The 19,429-nt window shown below is 32.6% G+C and carries 19 protein-coding genes; 12 read left to right on the top strand and 7 right to left on the bottom strand.

Translation table 11 applies throughout. From position 1 onward, the window contains the following. The first annotated feature begins 1 nt into the window (after window position 1). Genes C1T31_RS08500 through C1T31_RS08490 form a run of 3 tightly spaced genes read left to right on the top strand, consistent with a single transcriptional unit; the run spans window position 2 to window position 2,783 of the window. The gene (locus tag C1T31_RS08500) at window positions 2–1,207 is read left to right on the top strand and encodes a DegT/DnrJ/EryC1/StrS family aminotransferase (RefSeq protein ID WP_103052064.1); all 1,206 of its coding nucleotides are present in this window, start codon (window positions 2–4) and stop codon (window positions 1,205–1,207) included. Next, window positions 1,204–1,794 (top strand): sugar transferase, encoded by a 591-nt coding sequence (locus tag C1T31_RS08495; protein ID WP_103052063.1) that lies wholly within the window; start codon window positions 1,204–1,206, stop codon window positions 1,792–1,794. Before C1T31_RS08500 ends, C1T31_RS08495 begins: the two co-directional genes overlap by 4 nt. Next, window positions 1,794–2,783 carry a polysaccharide deacetylase family protein gene (locus tag C1T31_RS08490; protein WP_103052062.1) on the top strand — a complete coding sequence of 330 codons (990 nt, stop codon included), beginning with the start codon at window positions 1,794–1,796 and terminating at the stop codon, window positions 2,781–2,783. The genes C1T31_RS08495 and C1T31_RS08490 overlap by 1 nt, the downstream gene beginning before the upstream one ends. Here the strand turns inward: C1T31_RS08490 and C1T31_RS08485 are convergent. Both C1T31_RS08485 and C1T31_RS08480 read right to left on the bottom strand, forming a co-directional pair. After that, window positions 2,780–3,763: a GNAT family N-acetyltransferase gene (locus C1T31_RS08485; protein ID WP_103052061.1), complete on the bottom strand. Its 984-nt coding sequence runs from the start codon at window positions 3,761–3,763 to the stop codon at window positions 2,780–2,782. The two genes, C1T31_RS08490 and C1T31_RS08485, sit on opposite strands and share 4 nt — an antisense overlap. Then, window positions 3,756–4,994 carry a GNAT family N-acetyltransferase gene (locus tag C1T31_RS08480; protein ID WP_103052060.1) on the bottom strand — a complete coding sequence of 413 codons (1,239 nt, stop codon included), beginning with the start codon at window positions 4,992–4,994 and terminating at the stop codon, window positions 3,756–3,758. The genes C1T31_RS08485 and C1T31_RS08480 overlap by 8 nt, the downstream gene beginning before the upstream one ends. A gap of 361 nt (window positions 4,995–5,355) precedes the next feature. Between C1T31_RS08480 and C1T31_RS08475 the strand changes: the two genes are divergently transcribed. The 4 genes from C1T31_RS08475 to C1T31_RS08460 are packed head-to-tail and all read left to right on the top strand — an operon-like array spanning window position 5,356 to window position 11,535. Further along, on the top strand, window positions 5,356–6,477 hold the full coding sequence (locus C1T31_RS08475; protein WP_123912646.1) for a DegT/DnrJ/EryC1/StrS family aminotransferase: 1,122 nt from the start codon (window positions 5,356–5,358) through the stop codon (window positions 6,475–6,477). Further along, window positions 6,470–8,365 carry a polysaccharide biosynthesis protein gene (locus C1T31_RS08470; protein ID WP_207764270.1) on the top strand — a complete coding sequence of 632 codons (1,896 nt, stop codon included), beginning with the start codon at window positions 6,470–6,472 and terminating at the stop codon, window positions 8,363–8,365. The genes C1T31_RS08475 and C1T31_RS08470 overlap by 8 nt, the downstream gene beginning before the upstream one ends. A gap of 13 nt (window positions 8,366–8,378) precedes the next feature. Next, a complete protein-coding gene (locus tag C1T31_RS08465; protein ID WP_103052059.1) occupies window positions 8,379–9,173 on the top strand; it encodes a polysaccharide biosynthesis/export family protein in 795 nt (264 codons plus the stop codon). Window positions 9,174–9,183: 10 nt separating this feature from the next. Beyond that, window positions 9,184–11,535 carry a GumC family protein gene (locus C1T31_RS08460; RefSeq protein WP_103052058.1) on the top strand — a complete coding sequence of 784 codons (2,352 nt, stop codon included), beginning with the start codon at window positions 9,184–9,186 and terminating at the stop codon, window positions 11,533–11,535. Window positions 11,536–11,537: 2 nt separating this feature from the next. On the opposite strand, the gene C1T31_RS08455 is transcribed toward C1T31_RS08460, so the two are convergent. Continuing rightward, window positions 11,538–12,713 (bottom strand): proline dehydrogenase family protein, encoded by a 1,176-nt coding sequence (locus tag C1T31_RS08455; RefSeq protein ID WP_103052057.1) that lies wholly within the window; start codon window positions 12,711–12,713, stop codon window positions 11,538–11,540. Window positions 12,714–12,806: 93 nt separating this feature from the next. Here C1T31_RS08455 and aroB point away from each other — a divergent pair, with 93 nt between their 5' ends. Both aroB and C1T31_RS08445 read left to right on the top strand, forming a co-directional pair. Next, a complete protein-coding gene (aroB, locus tag C1T31_RS08450; protein ID WP_103052056.1) occupies window positions 12,807–13,874 on the top strand; it encodes a 3-dehydroquinate synthase in 1,068 nt (355 codons plus the stop codon). Between the two features lie 80 nt (window positions 13,875–13,954). Further along, window positions 13,955–14,248: a hypothetical protein gene (locus C1T31_RS08445; RefSeq protein WP_103052055.1), complete on the top strand. Its 294-nt coding sequence runs from the start codon at window positions 13,955–13,957 to the stop codon at window positions 14,246–14,248. Between the two features lie 8 nt (window positions 14,249–14,256). Here C1T31_RS08445 and C1T31_RS08440 read toward each other — a convergent pair whose 3' ends face one another. The 3 genes from C1T31_RS08440 to C1T31_RS08430 form a co-directional block, all read right to left on the bottom strand. After that, entirely contained in the window at window positions 14,257–14,778 is a 522-nt protein-coding gene (locus tag C1T31_RS08440; RefSeq protein WP_103052054.1) for a DinB family protein, read from the bottom strand. Window positions 14,779–14,785: 7 nt separating this feature from the next. Continuing rightward, window positions 14,786–15,265 (bottom strand): Lrp/AsnC family transcriptional regulator, encoded by a 480-nt coding sequence (locus C1T31_RS08435; protein ID WP_103052053.1) that lies wholly within the window; start codon window positions 15,263–15,265, stop codon window positions 14,786–14,788. A gap of 65 nt (window positions 15,266–15,330) precedes the next feature. Continuing rightward, window positions 15,331–16,485, bottom strand: coding sequence for a M14 family metallopeptidase (locus C1T31_RS08430; protein ID WP_103052052.1), 1,155 nt, complete (start codon window positions 16,483–16,485; stop codon window positions 15,331–15,333). Window positions 16,486–16,778: 293 nt separating this feature from the next. Between C1T31_RS08430 and C1T31_RS08425 the strand changes: the two genes are divergently transcribed. The 3 genes from C1T31_RS08425 (at window position 16,779) to C1T31_RS08415 (ending at window position 18,392) form a co-directional block, all read left to right on the top strand. Beyond that, entirely contained in the window at window positions 16,779–17,150 is a 372-nt protein-coding gene (locus tag C1T31_RS08425; RefSeq protein WP_103052051.1) for a helix-turn-helix domain-containing protein, read from the top strand. 80 nt (window positions 17,151–17,230) lie between these two features. Further along, complete coding sequence (locus C1T31_RS08420; protein ID WP_103052050.1) at window positions 17,231–17,602, top strand: DNA topoisomerase IV; 372 nt, start codon at window positions 17,231–17,233, stop codon at window positions 17,600–17,602. A gap of 1 nt (window position 17,603) precedes the next feature. Next, window positions 17,604–18,392 (top strand): TerC family protein, encoded by a 789-nt coding sequence (locus C1T31_RS08415; protein WP_103052049.1) that lies wholly within the window; start codon window positions 17,604–17,606, stop codon window positions 18,390–18,392. Here the strand turns inward: C1T31_RS08415 and C1T31_RS08410 are convergent, their stop codons facing one another. Then, the gene (locus C1T31_RS08410; protein WP_103052048.1) at window positions 18,393–19,361 is read right to left on the bottom strand and encodes an alpha/beta fold hydrolase; all 969 of its coding nucleotides are present in this window, start codon (window positions 19,359–19,361) and stop codon (window positions 18,393–18,395) included. Window positions 19,362–19,429: the final 68 nt, after the last annotated feature.

The raw sequence follows: 19,429 nt of genomic DNA, 5'->3' as shown, positions 1-19,429 counted from the left end.
AATGAAGATTCCTTTCTCACCACCATATATCGATTCTTCAGTTATTGAAGAAGTTACCGATGCCTTGAATTCCGGATGGATAACAACAGGACCAAAAGTTAAAAAATTGGAAGACTTGGTGTGCGCTTACATAGGTGTTCCTAATGCTCTTTGTGTAAATTCTGCTACGTCAGGATTAATGCTGGCATTAAAATGGTATGGTATTGGCGAAGGAGACGAAGTTATTATACCAGCCTATACCTATGCTGCTACAGCTTTGGCTGTCATTCATGTGGGAGCTACTCCGGTTATGGTCGACATAAATGATGATTTCAATATTTCTTCCGAAAAAATCAATAAGGCAATTTCGCCTAAAACAAAAGCTATTATACCTGTTGATTTTGCTGGATGGCCTTGTGACTATGAGGAAATTAATACAATTATTGAAAGCAAAAAGCATTTATTTAAACCAGTCAATGAGAAACAAAAACAGTTAAACAGAATTATATTGATATCCGATTCTGCTCACGCCATTGGCGCCAAATATGGAACAGATTATTTGGGATTGTGTTCTGATATTACCGTTTTTTCGTTTCATGCTGTAAAAAATGTGACAACGGCCGAAGGTGGTGTAGTCTGTTTAAATCTTCCGAAACCCTTTGATAACCAAGATGAATACAGTTATTTACGCTGTTATGCTTTAAACGGGCAAACAAAAGATGCTTTTACTAAATCTAAAGCTGGTGGTTGGCGTTATGATATTATTTATCCTGGACTCAAAATCAATATGCCCGATGTTCTTGCGGCTATTGGTGTGGCACAATTACCGACATACTTTTCAAGCATTTTAAAGGAAAGAGAAAACATTTATCGATTTTATCAGGATTTTTTCAAAACCAAAAGTTGGGCGATCCTCCCTCCTTTTAAATCTGAATTGAAAACATCATCCTGTCATCTTTATGCTTTGCGAATTAAGGGCATTTCAGAAGAAACCCGAGATAATATCATTAATAGTATTTCAGAAAAAGGGGTTGCAGTAAACGTACACTTTCAACCTCTTCCGTTATTGAGTTTATTTAAAAATATGGGATATCAAATTTCAGATTATCCAATTGCCTATGACAATTACAAAGCGGAAATATCATTACCTATTTACCCGCAACTTACTAGAAAAGAATTGGAATACATAGTAAAATCAGTGGAACAAGCTGTAGAAATGCATTTATGATAAAGCGGAGTTTTGATATTGTTTTTTCTTCCTTGGGATTAATTTTATTCTTACCTTTACTTTTAATAATAGCATTTTTAATAAAATTAGAATCTCAAGGTCCTATTTTCTTCAGGCAAAGTCGCGTTGGAAAAAATAATCGGGATTTTAAGATTTTTAAATTTAGAACCATGTTTATTGGTTCTGACAAAAAAGGTCTACTAACTGTTGGTAATAGAGACCCTAGAGTTACCAAAGTTGGATATTTTTTACGAAAGTATAAATTAGACGAACTCCCGCAATTAATTAATGTATTACTTGGTAATATGAGCTTTGTTGGGCCTAGACCCGAAGTAAGGCATTATGTTAATTTTTATTCGGAAAGTGATTTAAAAATCCTTTCTGTTAAACCAGGAATTACAGATTATGCTTCCATTCATTTTAGGAACGAAGTTGAGCTGTTAAGAGAATCTGAAAACCCTGAAAAATTTTATATTGAACATATTTTACCAGATAAAATAGCCTTAAACAAAAAATATATTGAGCAAAATAGTCTTTTAACCGACATTAAAATTATTTTTAAAACGCTTTTAACCATCATTAACTAATGAACCCAACCAATGGTTATTTTATTGTTTCTTTGGACTTCGAATTATTTTGGGGTGTTTTTGATGTAAAAAAATTAAAAGATTACAAAAGAAACATTGAAAATGTTAGGGTGGTTATTCCAAGGCTTCTTGAACTTGCCGACAAGTATAACATTAAATTAAGCTTTGCCACCATTGGTTTTCTATTTGCAAAAAATAAACAAGAACTTTTAGAGTCGATTCCAGATATTAAACCAACATACGATAATCAAAATTTTGATCCTTATAGGCTAATTGAGAGTATAGGAATCGATGAAAGTGCTGACCCATACCACTATGCCAATTCATTAATTAAATTAATTCAAGAGAATGGGAACCATGAAATAGCCTGTCATACTTTCAGTCATTACTATGTTAATGAAGCTGGTCAAACTACTGAACAATTTGAAGAAGATCTTAAAGCTGCCCTTGCAATCGCCAAGAAAAATCAAGTAACGCTAAAAAGTATTGTTTTCCCGAGAAATCAAATAAACGAATCTTGTTTAGAAATTTGTAAAAAATATGGTATCACAAATTTTAGAGGCACTGAAAAACATTGGATGTTTGACACTCAAAACACGAAGAAGCTCGAAAGTCCTGCTCACAAGGCATTTAGGCTTTTGGATACTTATATTAATCTTTCAGGATACAATACTTATAGTCTGTCCAATGTCAAAAATTATTCAGGTATAGTAAGTATATCTTCCAGCAAATTCTTTAGACCTTATTCCAAAGTATTAGCCTTTTTGGAGCCTATGAGAATTTCTAGAATAAAAAAAGGCATGACACATGCTGCCAAAAATAATGAGGTATATCACATTTGGTGGCATCCTCACAATTTTGGTGATAATACGGAAGCTAATTTCAAAAATCTGGAACAACTTTTTAAACATTATAAGAGTTTAAACCAACAGTATAACTTTAGTAATGAAACCATGGGAGAACTTGCTGAAATTATAAAAACTGGTTAACGGAATCGTAATCTATGTTTCAATTTCCAATACCGTTTGTTGAAATTCTTTTTGCGTAAGTATTGCTTAAACTTATAAAAAGTGCTCACTCCATTAGCAATCATTAGGCTTTTGAAGTTTTTAGAATCATAGATAATGTGGCAATCAAAGATATAACTATCAGTAGCAAAACGCTTTTTATAATCTTGATCTCCTTTAGAAAAATCAAAAATATCATAACCGTTGTCAATACTCCATTCTAATAATTTTATCAGTTCCAAAACTCCCAGACTATATTTACCAAAGGTAATGTCAAAAGCCTTTATAGCACCAATAACAGAGTCTTTAGATAAAAATGCCAGCGATATGGCACCCACCTTACCATCAACACGGATAACATTCAAAATGGCCTTTTTTTCTTGAAGCATTGGATAAACTAAATCCATATAGAATGCCCATTTGGTTAAAATATCATTCTCAACGCCTAAATCATCAAAACGGGTTTCCAGCAAAACTTTAAACTCTTGCATGATTTCCATATAGGTATCATACAAAACATCAGCACCCAAAACCTCATATTCAACTTCATGATCCTTCTCTAGCTTATTAAAATACCCTCTAAACTTTCCTCTACTTTTGGCATTAAAATGATTTTTCAAAAATGCATTGATCGAGTCATAATTTTTAAGATTCAATAAGTGACCTGAATATTGAGCTATTTTTTTTAAACGGTAACTCTGGTTTTGTAACTCAACTAAATGAAAGCTAGGAACATCAAAAATTAAAACAGCACTGTTCTTTATCAAGCTTCCATTATTAAAAAAACGGTAAGTTATTCCATTTGTCATATTTCTACCACAATTTACATAAAGTGGCATCCAAGAAGTTTTGTAGAAATTCAAACTGTCTATAAGTCCAACTGATCTTATGCTTTTGTTAATCATAAAATGATTAATCCAAATCTTTTGATAGGTTGAGCTTGTAAACGGATTATCAATCATTTTTATAAATTTTAAATGCTTGTTTTTTTCCGCTCACATAATATATACCATCCTTTTCATATATTTTCAAAAAACTCGCTCGTTCTGGATTCATATATAAAAAATCATATAAGGCTCTTCTCTCTGAATTGTAGTAATCCGAATAAAAGTCTATAGGCTCCAAAGTTTCAAAATCTGGAATACTATCAGTCATTACCTCAACAGAAAATGACTCTGATGACATATGATTTGCTGCATACCTTGGGAATAATTTATGCTTTATATGATGGTATTTTTCATTGAATTTTTTATCCCGTAAGAATCGCTTCAGATAAAAATAATTTTGAAGAAAGCCAGCAGTTAAGATACTTTTTAAAGATTTAGAATCGTATAAGATATAATAATAAGTGTCATAAGTTTCGTCGCTCCAACGCTTTTTATAATCAAAATCACCTTGAGTATAATCAAATATTTCAATGCCATTTTCAAAACTCCATTCCAGCATTTTTAAAATGGTGGTATGACCAATATTAAAGCGATAATAATCTATATCAAAAACGGTCAAAGCTTCAATTAAAATGTTCCCAAAATGATAGCTAAATGTAACACCAATAGGCAGGTCATCACAATAAATCACGAACAACGATGCTGTTTTTTCATTAATCATTTTATAGGCCAAGTCACAATAATAATTCCAGATTAATGGGTCTAATTCACCACAAGGTTCCCCTTTATCGCTATAACGTTTTTCCAAAAGTTTATAAAAAGTATCAAAAACATTTTCAAATTCTGTTTCTGAAATATGGCCATGATACATGGTATAATCAACTTTAAAACATGCCTCTAGCCTACTCACATTTCTACGTAGTTTAGAACGGGAATTAGATTTATAGATCGTTTTTAGATAATGATCTAAAGAATCATACTTTTTTACTTGGGTTATATATCCTTGATATTGAGAAACTTTTTTTAGCTTTAATCGCTTTCCTTTTGGCTTATCAAAGTTTTGATATGTTGGCAAATCTCGTATCAAAAAAGTCTTTCCCTTAAAATCGTCATAAACATCATCCTGTAAGTTACAGGTAATACCATTGGTCAAGTTCTTTCCAATGTTTACATAATAAGGGAAAAAAGCATGCTTTACAAAAACGATATCTTTAATAAACTGAAAACCGTTTGGTAATTTAGAATCGTAAAAATGGTTACACCATGTTTTAATGAAAGTTTCAGTAATAAATGGGTTTTTTGTCATTTTTGGGTTACTATTTCAACAATTAAAATTAGTACTAAAAAATAACAATATGGAACAGATTATGTTTTTTTAGATGTAATTAAAAAAAGTATGTTCAAAAGGCAAATTATTATCCCACTAAAGGAAGTATGAAAGATTTAAACTATATAGTAATATAAAAATGATGACTTCAATTAATTAACTATTTTTATCTAATTAAAAATACAACTAGTTGAATACGATTAAATGCCTCAAAAAAAGGTTCAAAGTATTCATCAAAATTAAAAAAAATCAAAAATCGTAGAAATTAGTTATTTATCGTATTTATTTGATGAATCCTACGGAAACAATGATATTTACTATGGTTAAAAATGCTGAAAATTTGAATTCAAGAATTTGGTTATCCGCTCCACACATGAGTGGGAATGAACAAGAGTTCATAAATGAGGCTTTTAAATCCAATTGGATTGCACCAATGGGCTCAAACATAAATGGTTTTGAAGAAGACCTTGAAAACTATTTAGAACATGATGCGCATGTGGTTGCATTGACATCTGGAACAGCAGCCATTCATTTGGCTTTGATCCTTTTGAATATTAGTAAAGGTGATGATGTATTATGTCAAACTAAAACGTTTGTAGCGTCTGTCAACCCAGTCACTTATGTTGGTGCCAACCCAATTTTTATAGATAGTGAACCAAACACCTGGAATATGTGTCCAGATTTACTTGAAAAAGCTATTGAAGACAGAATAACCATTGGCAGAAAGCCAAAGGCAATAATAGTAATTAATTTATATGGCATGCCTTATAATGTGAATAGAATACAACAAATATCAGTCAAATATCAGATACCTGTTATTGAAGATAGTGCTGAAGCGCTTGGTAGCAGATACTACGATAGACCATCTGGCACTTTTGGTGATATTTCTGTATTATCTTTTAATGGCAATAAAATAATTACAACATCAGGTGGTGGTGCTTTGATTACCAAAGATGAAAAAACAAAAAAAAGAGCCCTTTTTTTAGCTACACAGGCAAAAAATGAAGGGGTGTCCTATTCCCATTCAGAGACTGGATACAATTACCGCATGTCTAATATTTTAGCTGGCATTGGTCGTGGTCAAATGACCGTGTTAAATGAACATATAGCATTAAGAAGAAGGAATTATGATTTTTATTATAATTCATTAAACAAAAATGACAACATTTCTTTTTTGCAAGAATCAGAGGGCTGTTTTTCCAATAGATGGCTAACTTGTGTTTTACTGAAGACAGAAACAATGCGAGATGACATTTTAAATCTATTAGCTAAAAACAATATTGAAGCAAGGCCGTCATGGAAACCCATGCATCAACAAGAACTTTTTAAAGGGTTGCCAGCCTATATCAACGGAACTGCCGATGATTTATATAAGCGTGGGCTATGTTTACCGAGTGGATCTAGTTTAACGACACATGATTTGACAAGGATTACTGAACTAATCAAAAGCTATTTTGGATAAAGTTTATAACATATTAAGAAAGCTTTCCAATCGCTATGCATCAAAATGGCTTGTGCTGTTATTTGATTCATGCATTGTGGCTTTCACTTTCTTTTTGGCTTATTTAATCCGATATAATTTCCGGATTGATTTTGATTTTGCCATGTTTATAAAACAGATTCCTTTTGTTGTTTTAGGTGCCATTATCAGTTTTTTAATTGTAAGTTCTCATAAAGGGGTTGTCAGATTTACAGGCTTTAAGGATGTTGTAAATATTATAATTGGAGTGAACATTTTAGCTACCATGCTCATTATTTCAACTTTTATGAGTCGTAAATATGAGTTTCATAATGTTTTCGATATTCCTGGATCTATAATTTACATTCACCTACTACTCAACATCTTCTTTTTAATAGGGGCTAAATTCTTTATCAAATCCGTATATCGCAGTTTGGTTACTGATTATGACGTGTTAAGCAAAGTGCTTATTTATGGAGCTGGTGATTCTGGAATGATTACTTATAATGCCATAATTAATGATGCCAAAAGCAACATTGAAGTTTTTGGTTTTATTGATGATAATGACAGAAAAGTTGGAAAAAAAATCAATCTGTTAAATGTTTATCACCCAAAGAAAATCACTAAAGAGTTTATAAGCAAACACGAAATTGATGAAGTTATTATTTCCATTCAAAATATCAGTTCAAACAGGTTACTTCAAATTACCAGTTCCCTTTTTGCACTTAATCTAAAAGTAAAGATTGTACCAGCTGTCCAAAACTGGATTGATGGCGATTTGAGTATTGGGCAAATCAAGGAAATCAAAATAGAGGATTTACTTGGTAGAGAACCTATAAATATTGACAATCCACTTTTAATTGATGAATATTCCGGAAAGACCATTCTCGTTACAGGAGCAGCAGGATCTATTGGTAGTGAATTGGTCAGAAAATTAACCAATTTTAAATTTAAAAAAATCATCTTACTGGATAATGCAGAATCTGCTCTATACGATTTGCAACAAGAATTAGAACGGAACCAAATTAATAATGTACACGCTATTGTAGCCGATATCAGGAATATGGTAAGATTAGACAATTTGTTCAATAGCTATAAACCTGAAATCATTTTTCATGCCGCGGCTTACAAGCATGTGCCATTAATGGAACAAAATCCCTTTGAAGCCGTTAGTGTTAACGTTCGAGGTACGCTTAATGTGGTAAATCTATCGGTAAAACATGGTGTAGATAAATTTATACTTGTTTCTACAGACAAAGCGGTAAACCCAACCAATGTAATGGGAGCAACAAAACGAATAGCCGAAATGATTATCTGTTGTCAAAAAAACCTTGAAAACTGTAAAACCAAATTTATAACGACACGTTTTGGAAATGTCTTGGGTTCAAATGGTTCTGTGATTCCACTCTTTAAGAAACAAATCGAGTCTGGCGGTCCCGTTACAGTAACACACAAAGATATTATTCGCTATTTTATGACCATACCAGAAGCCAGTTTATTGGTTTTAGAAGCCGCTGCTATGGGTCTGGGACATGAGATTTTTGTTTTTGACATGGGTAAGCCTGTAAAAATATTTGATTTGGCGGTTAATATGATAACACTTTCTGGACTTAACTATCCTGATGATATAGACATTAAAATCATAGGTCTGCGACCAGGCGAAAAAATTTATGAAGAACTCCTAATTGATGGAGAAAACACGAAACCAACCTATAATGAGAAAATTATGATTGCAAAGTGTAAAACCATTGATATAGATAATGTTGAAAAATTAATAAAAGATCTTTGTTTACTTGGTTCTAATTCTCAAAATATCGAAATTGTATCAAAAATAAAGGAAATTGTAAAAGAATATAACCCTAATAACTCTACTTACGACGTATTAAACTAAACCACACTAAAGTATGATGACTTTAAGAAATTACTTAATTAAACAGATAAGGATTGCTCTAGTAATATTAGTGGCTGTCATTTCTTTTTCATGTGCTACCAGTAAAGAAATTGTTTATTTTCAGGACGAAGCCCTATCAAAAAGTAATCAAGTGAACTTGCAATCGGCAATAATCTATAAACCAAACGACTTACTTTTTATCAGTATTGGTGGCGATAAAGATGCCGTAGCACCTTTTAATTTACCTGCCATTTCTTACAGCACATCTTCTGTTGCAGCAAATGGTGATTTAAAAATGCCTACCTATTTAGTTGACAACAATGGAAATATTGAATATCCTGTTTTAGGCACCTTAACACTTGGAGGATTAACAAGAGAACAGGCTACGATGTACTTAAAAAACAGAATTTCTGAATATGTTAAAGACCCCATAGTCAACATCAGACTAATTAATTTTACAGTTACTGTATTGGGAGAAGTTAACAATCCTGGAACATTCACTATTGAAGATGAGCGTATTTCCTTAACTGAGGCCCTTGGTTTGGCAGGCGATTTGACTATTCACGGAAAACGTGAAAACGTATTTTTAATTCGCGAAAATGATGGAAAAAAGCAATATACCAAAATTGACTTGACATCTGTTAGTGCATTAAATTCACCATCCTATTATCTTCAGCAAAACGATGTTTTGTATATTGAACCAAATAAAGCTAAAGTCCGCTCTGCTTCCTATAATGAAAACAACGGTATTATCATTTCTGCAGTGGCTACTTTGGCAACCATTGCTGCTATATTTTTAGCGAATTAAGCTATCTTTTATGAAACAAAGGGAAGATTTCAGAGATTTAATACAACCTTATTTACACAGATGGAAATTTGTTGTTTTATGTGTTTTTGCGGCAATCGTCTGCGCTTTTCTTTATTTAAGATACGCTGATTATGAATATGAAGCCAACGCAACCATTAAAATAAAGGATGATAAATCCAAAAATAAACTTCCAGAAATATCATCTTTACAAAACTATGGCCTTTTCAGTCAAGACCAGAATAATGTATTAGATGAAATTGAAATCATTAAATCTCGTAACTTAATTGAAAGTGTTATTAAGGATTTAAAATTCAACATTCAATATTTTGTTGAAGGACGAATCCAAGACCATGAAGTTTATAAAAATCCACCTCTTAACATTAACTTTAGTGCTACTGATTCTATTTTACAGAAAATTGATACAACACTAAATATTAGAATTAACTCCTCAAAAGATTTCTACATACAAGGCTTGGTAGAAGAAAATAAGCTTCTCAAAGAAATTAAGGGTTCTAAAGACATTGGTGGTGATTTATATGATTTTGGACAAGGTGTACCAACAAGTTTCGGAGATATTATCATTACACCAAACATTGGACAATATGCGACTAAAATAGGCTCCAACATTAAGATAAAAATATCACCAATTAATGGCATAACAAGTAACTATAAAGCAAAATTACAAATTGAAAGTAATGAGCTGTCAAGTATTATTAAGCTAACCATTCGCGACAATGTTAAAGAGAAAGCGCGACTGTTTTTAGACAAACTAATTGAAAAGTACAATGAAGATGTTGTTAATGATAAAAATTTAGTTGTTGAGACTACATCTGAATTTATTAATAATCGATTGGAAATTGTTTCGAAAGAGTTAGGTCAGGTAGATTTAACAGCAGAAGACCTGCAACAGGCCAACAAATTGACAGACCTTCAAACCCAATCGACCCTTGTTTTACAAAATGAACGTGAAAACGAAGCCAAGCTTGTCGCAGCTGCCAATCAGATACAACTTGTAGATTACATGCGTGATCATTTGGCTGAAAAAAATGCACCTAGTGATTTATTACCAACTAATATTGGTATTAACGATAATAGTATAGCACAAGTTACCCAAAGACATAACGATTTGGTATTAGAGCGTAACAGGATACTTAAAAACTCTAGTGAAAAAAATCCCACGGTGATTAACCTGACCAACCAAATTAATCAACTTAAAAACAATTTAACACAAAGTTTGAATAGTGTTAAATCTTCCAATGAAATAACTTACAACAGTTTAATTGAGGAAAATGCGAGAATAAGTTCAAGAATATATTCTGCTCCAATTAAAGAAAGACAGTTTAGAGACATCAAGAGGCAGCAGGATATTAAAGAGTCACTGTATTTATATCTTTTAGAAAAACGCGAAGAATCAGCCATTACACACGGTGTTTCATCACCCAATGCCAAAATTGTTGACAAAGCTTATGCTTCTTCAGCACCAGTGGCTCCTAAAAAAACAATTATTTTGTTAGCAGCATTAATATTAGGATTTAGTTTCCCGATAGCAATAATTTATTTATTGAATTTACTAGATACTAAAGTGCATAATATTAATGATGTCAAAAAGGCCATTGATGTGCCATTTATTGGGGATATTCCACGTTCAAGTAAGAAAAAACAATTGGTTTCCAAAGTAGATTATTCTCCAAAAGCAGAGGCTTTTAGAATGGTCAGGACGAATATTGACTTTATGCTCAAAAGTATTGAAGGCCGAGCAAAAACAATATTTGTAACTTCTACTACGAGCAAAGAAGGAAAATCGCATACATCGATAAACTTGGCTTTATCTTTATCCTTCTCTGAAAAGAAAACGCTATTGATAGAAACGGATATTCGTGTTCCCAAGGCTACAGATTATCTCAACGTCAAGAATGAAATTGGTTTAACAAATTATATTAGTGACCCAAAATTAACTTTAAAGGATATCATTGTCAACCTAGATGGTAATGATTATTTTGATGTCATCCCATCTGGAGTGATTCCTCCTAATCCAGCTGAATTATTGATGAGTGATCGGATGCAAAAACTCTTTAAGTTAGTTGAGAAAAAATATGACTACATCATTGTAGATACCGCAGCTGTTGGATTGGTCACTGATACTATGTTGATTAGTAGTCATGCTGATTTATTTATTTACGTCATAAGAGCTAATTATTTAGAAACCAGACAGCTAAAATTAGCTGAAACTATGTACAAAGAAAAACGATTACCGAATATGGCTGTATTACTAAACAATGTCAACCATAAAAAAGGAACTGGGTACGGTTATGGATATGGTAAGAATCCTAACAAGAAAAAATGGTGGAAGTTTTCTAAATAAAGTTATTTTAATTTACGTCTCTCCTTCTCTCTTTTTATTAGCATAAGCTCTCTTCCGGTTTGCCCTGCTACGGATGTATTTTCTTCAGCGCGTCTAATTAAATAAGGCATAACATCTTTAACTGGTCCAAAAGGAACATATTTGGCAACATTATAACCTAAATTTGCCAAATTAAAACTAATGTTGTCACTCATGCCAAATAATTGACCAAACCAAACGCGGTTATCATTGTTTGCAACACCTTTCTCTTTCATGATATCCATTACCATATAGCTACTTTCCTCATTATGGGTTCCCACGAAAAGTGAAATTTCAGACAGATTATCTAAAATATATTTGGCAGCTTCATTAAAATTAATATCAGTTGCTTGCTTGCTTTCACAAATTGGTGATGGATAACCTTTGTCCAATGCACGGTCATTTTCCTTTTCCATATAAGCACCCCTGACAATTTTATATCCCAAAGTAAACCCTTCTTTTATAGCCATTTCATGTTGTTTTCTTAAAAACTCCATTCTATCATGTCTATACATTTGCAAGGTATTGTAAACTATGGTTACATCGGTGTTGTACTTACGCATCATATCAGTTACCAAATCATCTGCAGCATCTTGCATCCAGCTTTCTTCGGCATCAATCAAAACTTCTACATCTTTTTCCTTAGCTAGTTTGCAAACCGCATCATAGCGTGCCACAACACGATCCCATTCAGTTTGTTCTTGTGAAGTAAATGATTTTCCCTCTCCTTTCTTTTGATATAAATAAAACCTACCAAATCCTGTTGGTTTAAAAACAGCAATAGGCATAGAATCCTTTTCGGCGGCAAATCGGATAATTTTTAGGGTTTTTTCCATGGCAGCATCAAAATGGTCTTCAGTTTCTTTACCTTCAACTGAAAAATCCAAAACAGAACTCACACCTTTGTCATACATGCGCTCAATAATATCCAAACAATCGTCTTCACTAACGCCTCCACAAAAATGATCAAATACAGTGGACCTAATTAAGCCCTCGACTGGCAAATGAGCTTTGATAGCAAAATTAGTAACGGCTGTCCCTATTTTTACCAAAGGCTCAATTGATATCATCTTAAATAAAAAATGAGCACGCTCAAGCTCTGTATCACTCTTCAACTGAAAAGCTACTTCTGTATTATCAAATAATTTGTGGTTTTCCATGAAATTGAAAATAATGCAAAGATAATTATCATTCAACTACTTTTTTATAAAAAAACTCCATATTTTTCACTTGAAAAACTGCAATAAATTTCCATGGATTCTATTAAAATCAATAATTACTATATACACTTTAATTCAGAATGTTATAAAAAGCTAAATGCGCATTTAGACAATAAAAATTACTCAAAAATTTTTGTTTTAGTTGACGAAAACACCCATAATTTTTGCCTTCCAAAATTTCTATCTGAAGTAATCACTACTGTTGAAATCGAAATTATTGAAATTGAATCTGGGGAAATCCATAAGAACATTGATACGTGCATGGGTGTATGGCATGCCTTATCCGATCTTGAGGCTGACAGAAAAAGTCTAATGATAAATCTAGGTGGTGGTGTTATAACAGATATTGGCGGCTTTATTGCATCTACATTTAAAAGAGGGATTGATTACATAAACGTACCGACATCTCTATTAGCTATGGTTGACGCTTCTGTTGGCGGTAAAACAGGTGTCGATTTGGGTCACTTAAAAAACCAAATTGGTGTTATCAATGCCGGAGAGATGGTTTTAATAGACACTCAATTTCTTTCCACTCTACCCCACAATCAAATGCGTTCTGGTCTAGCCGAAATGCTTAAACACGGATTGATACAAAGCCAAGACTACTGGGACAGGCTAGATAATGTTTTATCTCAAGATTCACATGTTATGGACAACTTAATTCGTGAGTCGGTAATCATTAAAAAAGATATTGTAGAAAAAGATCCTCATGAAAACAACTTAAGAAAAACATTAAACTATGGACATACTTTAGGGCACGCTATTGAAGCCTATTTTTTGGAAAACTCTAACAAAAACAGCTTATTACACGGTGAAGCGGTTGCTATAGGAATGGTTTTGGCCACTTATATTTCTCATAGATTACTTGGTTTCGACAAAAATAAATGTGATGCTATCAAAAAAGTAATACTCGATATATTCGGTAAGGTTTCTTTTAATAATACTGATTTTGATCCTATAATCCACCTACTGAAATTTGATAAGAAAAATGAACATGGGCAGATAAACTTTGTATTATTGGAAGACATTGGCATAACCAAGGTAAACTGCCAGGTAGACAATGATTTGATATTGGAAGCCTTTGATTATTACTTAAGCTAACATTAAAAAAATATTTGTAACTTTAATACAATGCTATAAAACAGATTGTTGAAATTTATTAATCGCCAATTATTATTGAAATGAAAAGGGTTATCGTTGATTATAAAAAACTTACCCCAGAAATTTTAAACCTACTGACAGAAAAATTCCCTGACGGTTATGATGATGATGATATCATCACGTTTGACAATCATAAGAACGAAACCATTGAAGCCGTTGAAGTTAAGACCCATGACTGCATTTATTTAGTTAAAGTGAGCAGTAAGTTGCATTATACCATGACCAATTTTGAGATTGGAGACGATTTGGAGATAAACGATTTAGGGCATGTTATAGTAGATGAAGACATGCGTATTGAGGACGAAGAAGAATAAATACGTCTTTACAAATCTAAATAACGTTCCTTGATTATTTTGCAATGATGGATTTCATGCCCAATAATCACAAATCCTAAAGCCCTTACTGACATATTCGATTCGCTCGCCTGTCCAATTCTTAAAAGCATGTCTTTGTCAAAACTACTGAATAAAGCTACTGTTGATTGCCGCACAGAAGCATAATGGTTTAGTAATTGATCTAGACCTCTATTGTTGGCCAAACTAGCAGGTACATAGGCATTTTCATCAAATCCTGGAAGACTAACTTGATCGTTTCTTGCAAATCGTAACGCGCGGTAGTTAAATATTAATTCCGAATCAATTAGGTGCTGAACTATTTCTTTGATTGTCCATTTTCCTTCAGCATATTGATAGGTCAACTTGTCGTTTGGAATTTCTTTAATAAACGATAAGGTTCTTATAAAACTACTCTCCAACCCTTCAATCAAATTGACATCTCCAACTTGGTCAATGTAATTTTTGTAATATGGATGGTATTCTTGAAACGATAATTCCGAAACTGTCATTTTAAGATTACATGTTGTTGAAAATAGAGTGCATTAATCGTTTTTTATCGTTAATGCTCTCTTCTAGAGAAATCATGGTTTCGGTTCTGTAAACACCTTCAATATCATCTATCATAAAGATAACCTCTTTGGCGTGTTCCGTATTTCGTGCTCTAATTTTACAAAATACGTTAAACTTACCGGTCGTAATATGAGCAACAGTTACAAACGGTATTTCATTTATACGCTCAAGAACAAACTTGGTTTGGGAAGTTTTTTGAAGAAATACACCAACATAGGCTATAAAGGAATATCCTAGCTTCTTATAATCCAAGGTCAAGGAAGATCCCTTAATGATGCCAGCTTCCTCCATTTTCTTGACACGCACGTGAACCGTACCAGCGGATATTACCAATTTTTTGGCAATGTCGGTGAATGGAACACGCGTGTTATCGATTAACATATCTAAAATTTGATGATCTATATCGTCTAACTTGAATTTGCCCATTTTTGCTATTATTTTAAATAAAAATCAAAAATAATACATTATCACTGAATATTCTATATCAAATTTTAAGATTTTTTTAATTTTAATGAAAATAATTCATTATTTATCAATACGAAATCGTTTTCGAAACCTTTATAAATCGGTTCACCTTTATGTGTCAAAACCACACCACTATTGGCATTAACTTCACGGTGAGCATAGAAATTACTCAAATTTCCTAAATTTTCAATTTTTGGTATAAAATTTATCGTTTTATCGATTAAAGTTTCCTGAAATTGGATTCCTATATCTTGAACAGTATCATCAACTGACTTAACATTTCTGATAATGATATCAAAAAAGCTTTTTTCGTTTTCAGGAATGGCGAAGTATTTTTCTTCACCATTATCTACAGTTTGCTGCCTACCAATAAAATCAAGCGACAGTAAAAGAGACTGATAAATAAACTCTCTGGTCTTATCTCGAGCATAATCATCGGCATAGTGACCTGCTTCAAAAAGAATCGTTGGCGTGCCTAAACTCTGAAAAGTATCACCAACACAGTTTGCGTTGAATGAATCATCGTAAATACCGACTTGACCTGGAATTTGTACCTGAAGATTGTCGTTCAATACCGTAATCAGTTCCATAGCTCGCAAGCGATTTGAAGTCACGGTTCGATTCTCATCTACAGCAGGTGACAAAAAAGACACTGTGGCTGGTTTATTGGTCTTACCAACCCCAAATATTGTTCTTTGTCCGTGTAAATTAAAGCAATAATCAGGCTTGAATGAATCATACAAACGCCTTAAAGTGATAGATTCTGGTTGTGATAAATCCTGCGCATCCCTATTTAAATCAACAGCGTTTGCATTGACTCTGGTATATGAGCGAGCTCCGTCAGGATTTAGAATAGGAATAATTGTTATTTGACATGTAGATTCAATGGATTTGGAAATTTCATTATCAGCTTGCAAAGTATTTAACAAATCAAACAATGCTTTGGTTGTTGTCGACTCATTGCCATGCATTTGAGACCAAAAAAGAATCTTATTCTTACCAAATCCGTATTGAATACTAAAAATATCTTCACCATTTACGGATTCACCAATAATACCAATTGTAAATTTTTTGGATAATTTATTAATTAACGGATTGATATGATCAGAGCAAATATATCTATGCGATAAGCTTTTCTCCTGATGTAAAATAAAAGACTCTTTTAATGTTTTCAGTAACATGATTTCTATTTGCGTTTTACAAAGTTAAACATTTAGATATTTACATTTGTGAACAACAAATGATGGGCTTTGATTTATAATTGTATACAATTCTTTTTGCAGCAGCTTCATTTTATTTAATATTTCAAGTGGTTTTTGTATTTGCAATTAAATTATGTTGAATATCAATATTTTATATCATATTATTTAAACTAAAATATTAGCTATTTAAATTAATTATTAGGTATTTAACATATATTAATCGAATAAATTTTTACATTTGTAACAGCCCTATTCTATAATATTAGTTTACAATGATAAACAGCAAAGAATTCACTGAAAGACTTGAAAAAATAATAGATTTTTATGGAGAATCGGCATCTTCTTTTGCCGAAAAAATCGGCGTTCAACGATCGAGTATCTCGCATATACTTTCTGGTAGAAATAAGCCCAGTCTTGATTTTGTTTTAAAGGTGCTTTCGGCCTACCCTGAAGTGGAATTATATTGGCTGTTAAACGGCAAAGGAATTTTTCCAAACCAAACGGCTAGTTTCGAAAATCAATCTAACACATCTGAAACCAAAACTCGCGACGCCTTCGAAACGCAAATCCCTAATGACAAGGATATAGAGCGTATTGTCATTTTTTTTAAAGATGGCACTTTTAAAAACTTCCACAATCAATGATTTTTTAATTGATATCAAATTAATATGCTCAATGTCATGAGTTGGATGAATTGTTTGTAATTTTGTACAAAATTCATTTTATGAGGTGTTTATTATTGTTTGGAATTTCGATGCTCCTTTTTAGCTGTTACGAAACTGAAAGAAACTGTAATGATTATAAATTGGGTACTTTTAGAAGCGAAATTTCCATTAATGATTCTATATACTCTTCAACCTTCACCAGAACAGAAGAGCTGCAAATTGAAAAATATAATCATGTTATAGATTCGTCTGAAGTGAGATGGGTAAATGATTGTGAGGTAATCTTCAAAACCATTAATCCCAAAAATCGTATTGAGAAAAAAGACATTCATTTGAAAATATTGACAACAACAGACTCCAGCTACACATTCGAATATTCTTATGTTGGTGACACTCATAAACAAAAAGGTACCGCTTTCAAAATAAAGTAATATGCTCGATTTTTTATTGACCAGTGATGCCATTATGGCGCTATTGACCCTGACGTTTTTAGAAATTATTCTTGGCATTGACAATATTGTTTTTATTTCTATTGCTGCGAACAAGCTTCCAGAAAATCAGCGCTCAAAAGCCACTAATATTGGTCTCTTATTAGCCATGCTTCAAAGAATTATATTATTGTTTTTTGTGTCTTTTCTTATTGGTCTTAAAGAGCCTTTTTACACCATTGATACATCTTGGCTTCATATTGGCATTAGTTGGCAGGCCATAATATTATTTGCCGGTGGGTTATTTCTGATCTATAAAAGTACTTCAGAAATTCGTGAGAAGGTTGAAACTCCTGAACATGATGAAGACAAGATTAAAGGGGCTAAAATCAAGTCGCTTTCCCAAGCCATCACTCAAATACTGATCATTGACTTTATTTTTTCAATTGATTCCATATTAACAGCTGTTGGTATGACCAATGGCCTTCATGAAAATCACAATTACAATTTGGTGTTAATGATTATTGCCGTTATTATTTCAATTGCAGTGATGATTGGATTTGCAAACCCGATACGAAAGTTTATTGACACCCATCCTAGTATTCAAATTTTGGGATTAGCTTTCTTGATTCTCATTGGATTTATGCTAATTACTGAAGCAGCGCATTTATCGCACACATCATTTTTTGGGAAAACAGTTGGTGCTATTCCAAAAGGATACTTGTACTTTGCAATCGCATTCTCCCTCTTTGTAGAGTTTTTAAATTATAAGGCAATAAAGAAGAAAAAGTAATCAGTTATCTAATTCATCGATTTCATTTAAAAACTGAAGAACTTTTTCGTTAACTATGTTTGCTTGGTCTACAGAGAGAAAATGACCAGCATTACTGATGGTCTCTCCTCTACCGTATGGCAAAATGTCTTTTGCCATTCTAACTGTCTTGTCATTATTTATCATATCGTCATCGCCAATTAATACATAAACTGGCATCTTTAAACTTTTTAATTCGTTAGCTGTATAAGGCATCATGTCAATAGTAAACTTATTAATAGAATCCTTTTCGACAGCTATTTTATACTGATCCAAATATGTTTTATTGATATTATGAGGGTAACGAGACATGGTCTCCAAGGTTTCTTCCATCTGCTTCTCTTTCGAAGAAAACGCATAAACTATGTTCTTTAATAGATTTGTACTGGGTCTAACCCAAATAAACGTTTGAGCAGGACTTAATAATACCATGCTCTTTATTCCTTCTTGATTGTGCAATGCTGTATTAACGGCAAGCCAACCTCCACGTGAAGCACCAATTATATGATATTTCTCCAATTGCAATTTGGATATAACTTCATGATACCACAAGGCAATATCATCAGTAGATTCCATTTCTTTCGTAATGAATGATTTACCTGGCTCTAGAATAAAATCAATTGCAAAAACTCGATAGGAATCTGCTAATGCCTTCATATTGGGATACCACATGGTTGAGCTTGCATTCATACCATGTAACAACACCACAGGAAAACCATCATCAGGTCCACTAACTACTATATGGGCCGTGCCAAAACTTGTTGTTATGTACAACTCTTCAAATGGTACATCCCATATCGCGAGCGTTTTATCATAAGCTTCAAAATAAGCTTGATGCTCGATATTCGGTTTTGTGATGTATTTTGGTTTTTTTTTGAATTTTGAATATTCTGTCTGGCAGCTCACAAAAAATAACATAAGTAAGGCACCGATAATACAGTTTTTGATCATAGTATGATTTTACACTCACTCCAAATCTACACAATAAAAAGTTTCCAATTAATACTTTAGTAATTCTA

It is taken from the genome of Hanstruepera neustonica (assembly GCF_002895005.1).
Lineage (GTDB): Bacteria > Bacteroidota > Bacteroidia > Flavobacteriales > Flavobacteriaceae > Hanstruepera > Hanstruepera neustonica.
The sequence above is the reverse complement of the archived record's forward strand: the minus strand, read 5'-3'. Positions and strand labels throughout refer to the sequence as shown.

What these genes read in the sequence shown, in the direction of transcription:
- C1T31_RS08500 (WP_103052064.1), top strand. Translation starts at nt 2, where the DNA reads ATGAAGATTCCTTTCTCACCACCATATATCGATTCTTCAGTTATTGAA.
- C1T31_RS08495 (WP_103052063.1), top strand. Translation starts at nt 1,204, where the DNA reads ATGATAAAGCGGAGTTTTGATATTGTTTTTTCTTCCTTGGGATTAATT.
- C1T31_RS08490 (WP_103052062.1), top strand. Translation starts at nt 1,794, where the DNA reads ATGAACCCAACCAATGGTTATTTTATTGTTTCTTTGGACTTCGAATTA.
- C1T31_RS08485 (WP_103052061.1), bottom strand. Translation starts at nt 3,763, where the DNA reads ATGATTGATAATCCGTTTACAAGCTCAACCTATCAAAAGATTTGGATT.
- C1T31_RS08480 (WP_103052060.1), bottom strand. Translation starts at nt 4,994, where the DNA reads ATGACAAAAAACCCATTTATTACTGAAACTTTCATTAAAACATGGTGT.
- C1T31_RS08465 (WP_103052059.1), top strand. Translation starts at nt 8,379, where the DNA reads ATGATGACTTTAAGAAATTACTTAATTAAACAGATAAGGATTGCTCTA.
- C1T31_RS08460 (WP_103052058.1), top strand. Translation starts at nt 9,184, where the DNA reads ATGAAACAAAGGGAAGATTTCAGAGATTTAATACAACCTTATTTACAC.
- C1T31_RS08455 (WP_103052057.1), bottom strand. Translation starts at nt 12,713, where the DNA reads ATGGAAAACCACAAATTATTTGATAATACAGAAGTAGCTTTTCAGTTG.
- aroB (WP_103052056.1), top strand. Translation starts at nt 12,807, where the DNA reads ATGGATTCTATTAAAATCAATAATTACTATATACACTTTAATTCAGAA.
- C1T31_RS08445 (WP_103052055.1), top strand. Translation starts at nt 13,955, where the DNA reads ATGAAAAGGGTTATCGTTGATTATAAAAAACTTACCCCAGAAATTTTA.
- C1T31_RS08440 (WP_103052054.1), bottom strand. Translation starts at nt 14,778, where the DNA reads ATGACAGTTTCGGAATTATCGTTTCAAGAATACCATCCATATTACAAA.
- C1T31_RS08435 (WP_103052053.1), bottom strand. Translation starts at nt 15,265, where the DNA reads ATGGGCAAATTCAAGTTAGACGATATAGATCATCAAATTTTAGATATG.
- C1T31_RS08430 (WP_103052052.1), bottom strand. Translation starts at nt 16,485, where the DNA reads ATGTTACTGAAAACATTAAAAGAGTCTTTTATTTTACATCAGGAGAAA.
- C1T31_RS08425 (WP_103052051.1), top strand. Translation starts at nt 16,779, where the DNA reads ATGATAAACAGCAAAGAATTCACTGAAAGACTTGAAAAAATAATAGAT.
- C1T31_RS08420 (WP_103052050.1), top strand. Translation starts at nt 17,231, where the DNA reads ATGAGGTGTTTATTATTGTTTGGAATTTCGATGCTCCTTTTTAGCTGT.
- C1T31_RS08415 (WP_103052049.1), top strand. Translation starts at nt 17,604, where the DNA reads ATGCTCGATTTTTTATTGACCAGTGATGCCATTATGGCGCTATTGACC.
- C1T31_RS08410 (WP_103052048.1), bottom strand. Translation starts at nt 19,361, where the DNA reads ATGATCAAAAACTGTATTATCGGTGCCTTACTTATGTTATTTTTTGTG.